General features: G+C 72.1%; 11 protein-coding genes and 1 pseudogene. 6 read left to right on the plus strand and 6 right to left on the minus strand.

Annotation, left to right across the window (positions count from 1 at the left end; all coding sequences use genetic code 11):
- Positions 1 to 415 (minus strand): annotated as a pseudogene (locus G6017_RS00235) (gephyrin-like molybdotransferase Glp); the annotation flags it as partial.
- A 162-nt stretch (positions 416 to 577) separates the two neighbouring features.
- On the opposite strand from G6017_RS00235, the gene G6017_RS00240 reads away from it, so the two are divergent.
- The 4 genes from G6017_RS00240 (at position 578) to G6017_RS00255 (ending at position 4,188) form a co-directional block, all read left to right on the plus strand.
- A complete protein-coding gene (locus G6017_RS00240) occupies positions 578 to 1,936 on the plus strand; it encodes a uracil-xanthine permease family protein (protein ID WP_241731128.1) in 1,359 nt (452 codons plus the stop codon).
- A 62-nt stretch (positions 1,937 to 1,998) separates the two neighbouring features.
- Complete coding sequence (gene moaA, locus G6017_RS00245; RefSeq protein ID WP_347237913.1) at positions 1,999 to 3,060, plus strand: GTP 3',8-cyclase MoaA; 1,062 nt, start codon at positions 1,999 to 2,001, stop codon at positions 3,058 to 3,060.
- 54 nt (positions 3,061 to 3,114) lie between these two features.
- Positions 3,115 to 3,378: a ubiquitin family protein gene (locus tag G6017_RS00250; RefSeq protein ID WP_259847878.1), complete on the plus strand. Its 264-nt coding sequence runs from the start codon at positions 3,115 to 3,117 to the stop codon at positions 3,376 to 3,378.
- Between the two features lie 3 nt (positions 3,379 to 3,381).
- Positions 3,382 to 4,188 carry a substrate-binding domain-containing protein gene (locus G6017_RS00255; protein ID WP_182615327.1) on the plus strand — a complete coding sequence of 269 codons (807 nt, stop codon included), beginning with the start codon at positions 3,382 to 3,384 and terminating at the stop codon, positions 4,186 to 4,188.
- A 30-nt stretch (positions 4,189 to 4,218) separates the two neighbouring features.
- Here the strand turns inward: G6017_RS00255 and lepB are convergent, their stop codons facing one another.
- The 5 genes from lepB to G6017_RS00280 form a co-directional block, all read right to left on the minus strand.
- The gene (lepB, locus tag G6017_RS00260) at positions 4,219 to 4,623 is read right to left on the minus strand and encodes a signal peptidase I (RefSeq protein ID WP_277819557.1); all 405 of its coding nucleotides are present in this window, start codon (positions 4,621 to 4,623) and stop codon (positions 4,219 to 4,221) included.
- Positions 4,623 to 5,201: a DUF6448 family protein gene (locus G6017_RS00265; RefSeq protein WP_182615331.1), complete on the minus strand. Its 579-nt coding sequence runs from the start codon at positions 5,199 to 5,201 to the stop codon at positions 4,623 to 4,625. The genes lepB and G6017_RS00265 overlap by 1 nt, the downstream gene beginning before the upstream one ends.
- Positions 5,202 to 5,278: 77 nt before the next feature.
- The gene (locus tag G6017_RS00270; protein ID WP_182615333.1) at positions 5,279 to 5,980 is read right to left on the minus strand and encodes a Crp/Fnr family transcriptional regulator; all 702 of its coding nucleotides are present in this window, start codon (positions 5,978 to 5,980) and stop codon (positions 5,279 to 5,281) included.
- A gap of 79 nt (positions 5,981 to 6,059) precedes the next feature.
- Complete coding sequence (locus G6017_RS00275; RefSeq protein ID WP_182610285.1) at positions 6,060 to 7,337, minus strand: globin domain-containing protein; 1,278 nt, start codon at positions 7,335 to 7,337, stop codon at positions 6,060 to 6,062.
- Positions 7,338 to 7,426: 89 nt separating this feature from the next.
- Positions 7,427 to 7,867 carry an Rrf2 family transcriptional regulator gene (locus G6017_RS00280; RefSeq protein ID WP_182615335.1) on the minus strand — a complete coding sequence of 147 codons (441 nt, stop codon included), beginning with the start codon at positions 7,865 to 7,867 and terminating at the stop codon, positions 7,427 to 7,429.
- A gap of 193 nt (positions 7,868 to 8,060) precedes the next feature.
- Between G6017_RS00280 and G6017_RS00285 the strand changes: the two genes are divergently transcribed.
- Positions 8,061 to 9,551, plus strand: coding sequence for a cobyric acid synthase (locus tag G6017_RS00285; protein WP_182615336.1), 1,491 nt, complete (start codon positions 8,061 to 8,063; stop codon positions 9,549 to 9,551).
- On the plus strand, positions 9,548 to 9,784 hold a 237-nt coding region (locus tag G6017_RS00290), incomplete at its 3' end, for a precorrin-6A/cobalt-precorrin-6A reductase (protein ID WP_182615338.1). The genes G6017_RS00285 and G6017_RS00290, both read left to right, overlap by 4 nt.

Genomic DNA, 9,784 nt, shown 5'->3' on the forward strand with positions numbered 1-9,784 from the left:
CGGGATCCCCGATGGAGGTGTCCTCCACGGGGACCACACAATCGGCACCCTCGGGGACCGGCGCACCGGTCATCACCTTGCAGGCCTCGTCGTCGTCGACCCGTGGCCCCGGTCCGTCACCGGCGTGGGTCGTCCCCACCACCCGGAGCCGCACCGGCGAGTCCGGACCGGCCCCGGCGATGTCGGCCGACCGCACCGCGTAGCCGTCCATCTGCGAGTTCACGAACAGGGGGAGGTCCACCGACGCGAGCAGGTCCCGTGCGAGCACCGAGTCCGCGCACGCCACGACCGGCAACCGCGTGCTCTGGGCGGCCCGCTCCAGCACCGGCGCGAGATGCGTGCGCAGGAGCTCTCGGTACCCGGCGGGAGACGGCCGGGATACGGGGTGGGTCGGGCGGTCGGGGTGGGAGGCCATGCCCCCACGGTAATCGCGTTGTACTGTGCCTACGGTCCGCGCGCGGGGCGCAGGCGGGGAAATAAAGGGGAGACGGTGGCGGACGGCGCGCGGGGTTCGAGGAAGCTGTGGTCTGTCCACGGCGACGGCAAGAACATCAGGCCCGGCGAGGTCGTGGCCCCGATGGAGCGCCTGAGCTGGCCCCGGACGATCGGCATCGGCGCCCAGCACGTGGTCTCGATGTTCGGTGCCACGTTCGTCTTCCCCATCATCATGGGGCTCAACCCGCAGCTCGCGATCCTCTTCTCCGGCGTGTGCACGCTGCTGTTCCTGGCGATCGTCAAGGGGCAGGTCCCCAGCTACCTGGGCACCTCGGTGGCGTTCGTCGGGGCGGTCGCGGCGATCCGCGCGCAGGGCGGCACGAGCGCGGAGGTCACCGGCGCGATGCTGGTGGCGGGTGCGACCCTCGCCGTGGTCGGCGTCATCGTGCACGTGGTGGGCGGGCGCGTGGTCACCGCCGTGCTGCCCCCGGTCGTCACCGGCGCCGTGGTGATGCTGCTGGGCTTCAACCTGGCGCCCGTGGTGGCCGAGACCTACTGGCCGCAGGACCAGTGGGTGGCGCTGACGGTGATGATCGCGCTGGTCCTCATGACGGTGGGCCTGAAGGGCTTCGCCGGCCGGATCGCGATCTTCCTCGCGCTGATCTTCGGCTACGTCCTGTCCTGGGTGCTCGACCTGGTGACCGGTCCCATCACCTCGTTCAGCGCCACCGCCGGCGAGGTGACCGAGCACCTGCGGGTGGACTGGTCGGGCGTCGGGGACGCGCCGTGGCTCGGGTTGCCGCCCATGACCGACGAGGCCGCGGGCGTGGTGGGCATCCACGCGCCCGACTTCTCCCTGGCGTTCGTGCTGCTGATCGTCCCCGGGATCATCGCCCTGATCGCCGAGAACGCGGGTCACGTCAAGGCGATCGGCGAGATCACGCGCACCGAGACCGACGGCCTGATGGGCCGCGCCCTGGCCGCCGACGGTGCGGGCACCGTCCTGGCCACCTCGTTCGGCGGATCGGCGACGACGACGTACGCCGAGAACATCGGGGTGATGGCCGCGACCAAGGTCTACTCCACGGCCGCGTACGTGGTGGCGGCGCTGACCGCGATCCTCCTGGGCTGCTCGCCCAAGCTGGGCGCGGTGATCTCGGCGACGCCCGGCGGCGTGCTGGGCGGGATCACCGTGGTGCTCTACGGGATGATCGGACTGCTCGGGGCGAAGATCTGGAAGGAGAACCGGGTCGACTTCGGCAACCCGCTCAACCTGGTCCCGGTGGCGGCGGGCGTGGTGATCGCCGTGGGCGACACGACCCTGACCGTGACGGACGACTTCCAGCTCGGCGGGATCGCGCTCGGCACCCTCGTGGTGGTGCTGGGGTACCACCTCGCCCGGCTGATCGCGCCGCAGTTGAGAGCGCAGGCCGAGCGCGACGAGATCCACGAGCTCACCCTCCTCGGGCCGAACCCGGAGGTGGAGGTGCCGGAGAGGTAGACGGCGGGGTGGCGCTCACGCGCCTACACTCGACCAGAACGCCCGGCAGATCGGAGGTGCGCGTGACCGCGACCGACATCCCGAGCCCTCGGCCGCGCCCCGACGGCGCGCGGCCGGCCACCCCGTTGCTCATCGACACCTTCGGTCGCACCGGGCGGGACCTGCGCGTGTCGCTGACGGAGAAGTGCTCCCTGCGCTGCACGTACTGCATGCCGGAGGAGGGGCTGCCGCCCATCCCGGAGGCCGCACGCATGACCACCGACGAGGTGATCCGGCTGGTCACGCTGGCGCATCACGACCTCGGGGTCCGCGAGGTGCGCTTCACCGGCGGCGAACCCCTGATGCGGCAGGACCTCGAGAGGATCGTCGCCGGGACCCGGGAGGCGTGCCCTGACCTTCCGATCGCCCTCACCACCAACGGCGTGGGCCTCGAGCACCGGGTGGGCGCACTGGTCGAGGCCGGGCTCGACCGGATCAACATCTCCCTGGACACGGTCGACCGCCTCGAGTTCGCCGAGCTCACCCGTCGCGACCGGCTGCCGTCGGTGCTCCGCGGGGTCCGTGCCGCGGTCGAGGCGGGACTCGCCCCGGTCAAGGTCAACGCCGTGCCGATGAGGGCCACCCTGCCGGGGGCTCCCGACCTGCTGGAATGGGCTCTCGAGGAGGGCGTGCAGCTGCGGTTCATCGAGGAGATGCCGCTCGACGCCGACAACACCTGGTCCAGGGTCGAGATGGTCACGGCGCAGGAGCTGCTCGACGTGTTGGGTGCGCGCTTCGACCTGGTGCCCGCCGGTCGCGAGGACCCGTCCGCCCCGGCCGAACTGTGGGAGGTGGCCGGACGCTCGGTCGCGGGGTCCCCGGCCCACGTCGGGGTGATCGCCACCGTCACCCGCAACTTCTGCGCGGCCTGTGACCGGACGCGGCTGACCGCCGAGGGGACCGTGAGATCCTGCTTGTTCAGTGATGACGAGACCGACGTGTTGGGTGTGTTGCGCTCCGGGGCGCGGGACGCGGAGATCGCCCGGGTGTGGCGCGGGGCGATGTGGGGTAAGCAGGCCGGGCACGGCATCGGTGGGACGGCGTTCCACCGGCCGCGCCGGTCGATGGGTGCCATAGGCGGATGACGTGTCACCGAAAGCGGCGGCGGCGCGTCGGGGGCACGGGCTAGAGTCGACACCGTGAGCAGGACATCGAGAATGATCACCGTGGGGTACTACGCGGCGGCCGAGGACGCGGCCGGCACCGCACGCGAGCGCCTCCACACGGACGCGACGACCATCGGTGAACTGGCCCGGGAGGTCTGCGAGAGGCACGGTGAGCCGTTGGCCAGCATCGTCACGGTGTCGTCCTTCCTCATAGGCGAGGAGACCACGCGCGACCCCCTCGCCTCGATCGACGGGGTCTCCGTGATCGACATCCTGCCCCCCTTCGCCGGGGGTTGACCGGTGGGTCGGCGTCAGGGGATCGCGGTGGTGGGCGTGGCCCTGATGTGTTCCGGGCTCGCGTGTGCGACCGAGGAGCCGGAGGCCACCGCGACCGTCTCGCTCGGGGTGGCCGCCGCGCCGTCGTTGTCCGTCGCGTTCACCGACCTCATCCAGATCTTCGAGGAGGAGAATCCCGGGGTCCGGGTCCACCTCGAACTGGGGCGGTCGGACGAGATCGCCGAGGGGTTGTCCGATCGCACGGACCTCAACGTCTTCGCCTCCGCGAGCGAGGAGGTGATGGACCTCGCCGTGGCACAGGGAGCCGCCGCGGAACCGCAGATCTTCGCCCGGAACCACGTGGTCGTGGCGGTGCCGTCCGGGAACCCCCTCCGCGTGCGCGGACTGGGCGACCTGTCCCGCCCGGACCTGCGCGTGGGCCTGTGTGTGCCGGACACCCCGTGTGGCAAAGCGACCGAGAAGGTGCTCGCCGCCGCGGCGGTGGAGCCCACGGACGTCACATGGGAGGACGGGTCCCGCGCGCTCAGTGTCCGGCTCGCGGACAACGAGATGGACGTCGGGATCGTCTACCGCACTGACGTCGCGAGCTCGCACGGGTGGGTGGCGCCCGTCAGTCCCGAGGGTCGCGAGCGGGACCTGATGCGGTCGGCGGGAACGACCCGGTGCGTCCTGGCCCGCGTCCCCAGCGGGGAGAGCGGGCCCGGGGGCGAGGCCGAACGGGTGGCGGCCGACCGTTTCCGCGAGCTCGTGACCTCCGAACGCGGCCGCCGGACCCTCGAGGGTGCCGGACTGGACGCGCTGCCGGAGTGACCCGGGGTACTGAAACCCGGGTTCTCGACGTCACGCGGTGAGGCATCGCCCGCTGAGCCGACCCGTGATGGCCGACCTCTCGACGTAGGGCTGACGCCAGGTGCGGCCGTCGGAGGAGGAGTCGCGGTTGTCACCCAGGAGGAGATAGTGCCCGGCCGGGACGTGGAAGTCACCGCGGTAGTACGACGACGAGGCGTACAACTCCTCGAGGGGTACGCCGTCCACGCGGACCGCGCCGCCGTCGATCTCGATGCGCTCGCCGGGCAGGCCGACCACCCTCTTGAGCACGCGGCCGACCACCTCGGCGTGATCCACCACGACCAGGTCGCCCCGGCGGATCGGTGTGGGCCGTCGGAGCGACCTGGTGAGAACGAGCTGCCCGGCACGCAGGGTCGGTTCCATTGAGTCGGATCGGACGCGGGTGAGCCACCACATCAGGGCGCGTGCTCGTGGTGGTCGTGACCGTGGTGGTCGTGGTCGTGCCCCTCGGCGTACTTGAAGAATCGCACGTAGGCGTCCATGTACTCGCGGGCGGCGACGAGGTCGTCGGGGTCGAAGCCCCTGAGCGCGATGGCGTGGTCGAAACGACGCTCGAGCTCGTCCCACCGGTCCTCGTCGACCAGGCCCCTGAGGGGCTCGATGCTGCCGAGCTCCAGCGCCTCGTCGGCGGCCACCACCCGAGGAGGGTCGACGCCGGCACCGGCGGGCGCGAGTCCGCTGAAGCCGGCGCCCTCGCCCGCGCGGTGCACGCGGACCAAGGTCTCGAGAAACCACCTGTCGGCGACCTCCCTGGTCTCGCCGCCCGCGACCCGGACGCGCCGGACCTTGTCGAAGACGGCGCGGACCTCGTCCTCGCCCCCGGGGTGGACCCACTTGAGGGCGACATTGACGTTGCCGCTGTCGAGGGCACGGCGGCCGTCGGTGACGGCCGGGCCGTCCTCGGTGTCGCAGTGGGCGGAGGCCTCACGGACGACGAGTCCGAGCAGCGTGCCGAAGATCGAGGTGACGTTCATGACGGGGTCCTTTCCCTGGTCTGAACTGGTACGTCTCAGACGGTAGCGCCCGAACGGGAGGGTTCCCATGACCTAGGTCAAGCCCCGCCCGCCCGCGCCTCCAGTCCCTCCGGATCGAGCAGGTCGACCTCGGCTCCGCGCACCTCGACAAGACCCTCGCGCCCGAGCGCGGCGAGTCGGCGGCTCAGGGTCTCGGGGATGGTACCGAGGTAGGTGGCCACGTCCTTCTTGGACATCGGCAGTCGCACCGTCACCACCCCGTCGACGCCTCGGACGGCGGGCAGGTCGAGCAGATATGAGGCGAGCCGTGCGCCGACGTCGGCCAGCGTGCGGGCCGCGAGCATCCGCTCTGTGGACTCCAGGCGGATGGCGAGCGAGCGCAGCATGGATGCGCCGATGTCCGGGTATCGGTTCAGGAGCCCGGCCAGCGAACCGTGCTCGAAGACGCACATCGTCGTGGGGTCGAGCGCGACGCAGTCGTTCTCCGGACGTGTCCCGGTGAGGAAGCCGCTCTCGCCCTCGACGTCGCCGGGGCCGAGGAGGCGCAGCGTGGCCTCGCGGCCGTCCTCCGCCGTGCGGCCCACCTTGACCAGCCCCTCGTGCACCACGAGCAATCGCGGCGACGACTGCCCCGCGCGCACGATCCACTCGCCGCGCTCGACGCGGAGCGGACGCGCCATCGAGGCCACCTCGGCCTGCTGCCGGGGTGAGAGCCGGGCGAAGAGCGGCACCGCCGCGACGCATGACTCGGCGTGCTGGTGGTCGTGAGAGGGGGTCATCGGGTCCCATTGTGACCGCGGGTGCTCCCTCGCGTGGGGCTGATCGTGAGCGCGGCGGTCGTCGGGCACACCCGCGGGACTAGACCAGCCAGTCGTTGGGGGCGAAGAGCTCGGCGTGAATCCGCTGTTCGGGCACGCCGGCCTCGATGAACGTCGCGCGCACCGACTGGAGGAAGCCGGTGGGCCCACACAGGAAGACGTGTGCGCCCGCCGGGAGCTCGACGGAGGAGAGGTCCATGACGCCGTGGTGGACCGCGCCCGGTCCGGCGGTCGTGTCCGCGCCGTGCTCGTACCAGGTGTGCACCTCGGCGTCGGCGAGCAGCGAGGACTCGCCGGCCACCTCATCGGCCAGAACGTGCTGGTCGGGCGAGCGGTCGGCGTGCAGGATCAGGACTCGCCGGGGATCGTCCGTCGCGGACAGGTGCGCGATCATACCGAGCATCGGGGTGATGCCGATCCCGGCCGAGCACAGGACGACCGGTGCCGCGTCCGGGCCCGACCCGGTTCCCGCGGCGTCCAGGACCAGGTCACCGAACGGCAGCGTGACCTGGAGCGTGGTGCCGACCCGGGCGTGGGCGTGCAGCCACCCGGAGACCTCACCGGCGGGGCACGGACCCGCGCCACCGGAGACCGCGTCGACCCGGCGGATGCCGATCCGCCACGTGCCCGACCCCGGCGCCGCCGACAGCGAGTACTGACGCAACTGACGCGCGCCGTCGGGCAGCACCACGCCGACGGAGGTGTACTGGCCGGGTCGGAAGTCCGGCAGGTCGCCACCGTCGGGACCGCCGAGGGTCACCACGGTGACGGAATCGGTGACGTCCTCCCGGGCCAGGACGACGGCGGTCCGGAAGACGTCTCCCGGCTCGACCCGGGCCTCGGCGTAGAGGGCGTTCTCGAAGTCCACGAGGACGCCCGCCATGATCCAGTACACCTCGTCCCACGCGGCCGCGATCTCCGGGGTGATCGCCTCGCCCAGCACCTGGACGATCGCGTCGAAGAGGTTGTCGTGGACCACCTGGTACTGGTCGGCGGTGATCCCGAGGCTCGCGTGCTTGTGGCCGATCCGGGCCAGCATGTCGACGGGGCTCTTCCCGTCCACCAGCAGCGTCGCGAAGGTGGCGATGGAGGCGGCGAGCGCGCGCTGCTGGGCGCCCAGCTTCTGGTTGCCGCGGTTGAAGGTGTCGCGCAGGAGCTCGGGGTGGTTGCCGAACATCGTGCGGTAGAACACCGGGGTGATCTCGTCGATGTGCGCCCCGATGACCGGGAGCGTGTCGCGGATGATCGGGACGTGGTGCGGCGAGAGCTCCCGCGGATGGGCGAGGATCGTCTCGAGTGAGGTGAGCGACGTGGTCATGCGGATCTCCTTCAGTGGGCGCGACGGGGTCACCCGGGCACCTGGGGTGCCGGGCGTCGAGGGGGTGTGGGTCGGTGGTCGCCGACCGGTCAGTGGGCGGGTCCCAGGCTGAGCAGGACCTGCCTGGTCGGGGTGTGGACGATGCCCGAGACGGTGAGTGGATCGAGGGCGGCGAAGAACGCCTCGCGGGCCTCGGCCAGGGCTCGGCGGAGGCTGCAGTTGCCGGCCAGCGGGCAGGGCGCCGGGCCCTCGCACTGCACCACCTCGCCGGGTCCCTCGAGTTCACGCAGCAGCCGCCCGACGGACGCCTGACGACCGGCCTCGGTGATCGCGAGACCACCGCCCCGGCCCCGGCGGGACTCGACGAGGCCGAGCTCCACGAGCCGGGAGACGGTCTTGGCCACGTGGCTCGTCGACGCGTTCACCGACTCGGCGATGCCCCCGGCGGTCATCCGGTCCCCGCGCCCGTCGGCCACGGCGAGACGCATGAGGGCGCGGAGCGCGAGATCGGAGAACCTGGACAACTGCACGAGGCCGAGCGTGCCATAGTGCGAACCGCCGGAGCGCATTTGTCCGCAGTGATCTCAAATACGTTCTGAGCTGGGCATTTGGCGGGCGTGTCACCAGCAGGAACGCGGGGTCCCCCTCACCGTCGCGGCCTGTCGGACCCTCGGCGGAGCACCTCGGCGGGGGTGGGGGAGGGCGCGGCTAGGATCGATCCCCATGGCAGCCTCCCTCCTCGTCGCCGGCACCACGTCGGATGCCGGCAAGAGCGTGGTGGTGACGGCACTGTGCCGGGCGTTCGCCCGGCGGGGCGTCAGGGTCGCGCCGTTCAAGGCGCAGAACATGTCCAACAACTCGATGGTCGTCCGGGGGCCGGCGGGCTTCGGGGAGATCGGGCGCGCGCAGTGGATCCAGGCCCTCGCGGCACGCGCCGAGCCCGAGGTGGCGATGAACCCGGTGCTGCTCAAGCCGGGCGGCGACCGGCGCAGCCACGTGGTGGTGATGGGCCGCCCCGCCGGGACGGTCTCGTCCAGGGACTTCGTCGACGGTCGCGTGCATCTTGCCACCGCCGCCCATGCCGCATACGACGACCTGGCCGACCGGGTCGACCTGGTGCTGTGCGAGGGCGCGGGCAGTCCTGCCGAGATCAACCTCCGTGCCGGTGACTACGTCAACATGGGCCTGGCCCGTCACGCCGACATGCCGGTGGTCGTGGTGGGCGACATCGACCGCGGCGGGGTCTTCGCCGCGATGTACGGCACGGTGGCACTCCTGGATGCCGCCGACCAGCGGCTCGTCGCAGGCTTCGTCGTCAACAAGTTCCGCGGTGACCCCTCGCTCCTCGGACCGGGGCTGGACCACCTCGAGGCGCTCACCGGACGGCGGGTCCACGGAGTGCTGCCCTGGAGCCCCGACGTGTGGCTCGACTCCGAGGACGCGCTGGACATCGGCGGTCGCCGCGCCGACGCCGGCCGGGCGTTGCGGGTCGCCGTGATCCGGCTGCCCCGGATCAGCAACTTCACCGATGTCGACGCGCTGGGGCTGGAGCCGGCCGTCGACGTGGAGTTCGTCACCGACCCCCGGACCGTCCGGGGCGCGGACCTGGTGGTCCTGCCCGGCACGCGCGCGACGATCGACGACCTGGCCTGGCTCCGCTCCCGCGGTCTGGACCGCGCGGTGATCGACCACGCCCACGCCGGGGGGTCGGTGTTCGGCATCTGCGGTGGCTTCCAGATGCTCGGCCGACTCGTCCGGGACCCGGAGGGGGTGGAGGGTCCCGAGGGCGCGGAGGTCGACGGGCTCGGGCTGCTGGACGTGGAGACGGAGTTCGGGCCGGAGAAGGTCCTGCGGCTGCCCACCGGGGAGGCGCTCGGTCAGGCGGCGGCCGGGTACGAGATCCACCACGGGCGGATCGGCCTCGGCGCGGACCCCGAGTTCCTCGGGGGTGCGAGGCGCGACGGTGTGGCGGGCACCATGTGGCACGGGAGCCTCGAGTCCGACGGGTTCCGTCAGGCCTACCTCGCGGAGGTGGCGGCCCGTGTCGGCCGGGTCCGCGAACCCTCCGGTGTGGACTTCGCCGCCGCACGCGAGAGGCGACTGGACCTGCTGGGTGATCTGGCGGAGGAGCACCTCGACCTGGACGCCCTGCTGGAGCTGGCCCGCGAGGGCGCGCCGGAGATGCCGTCCCTGCCGCCGGGGTCGGAGCGGTGATCCTCGTCCTGGGTGGGACCGCTGAGGCGCGGGAGCTGGCGAGACTGCTGCAGGACGCGGGTCACGAGTTCTGCTCGTCCCTGGCGGGGAGGGTGGCGCGTCCGCGCCTGCCCGTGGGCCGGGTCCGGATCGGCGGCTTCGGCGGGGTCGAGGGGCTCCGCGACCACCTCTCCACGCACCGGGTCCGCGTGGTCGTGGACGCCACGCACCCGTTCGCCGCGGGGATCTCCGCC

The sequence above is a fragment of the Dietzia sp. B44 genome, from assembly GCF_014145245.1.
Lineage (GTDB): Bacteria > Actinomycetota > Actinomycetes > Mycobacteriales > Mycobacteriaceae > Dietzia > Dietzia natronolimnaea.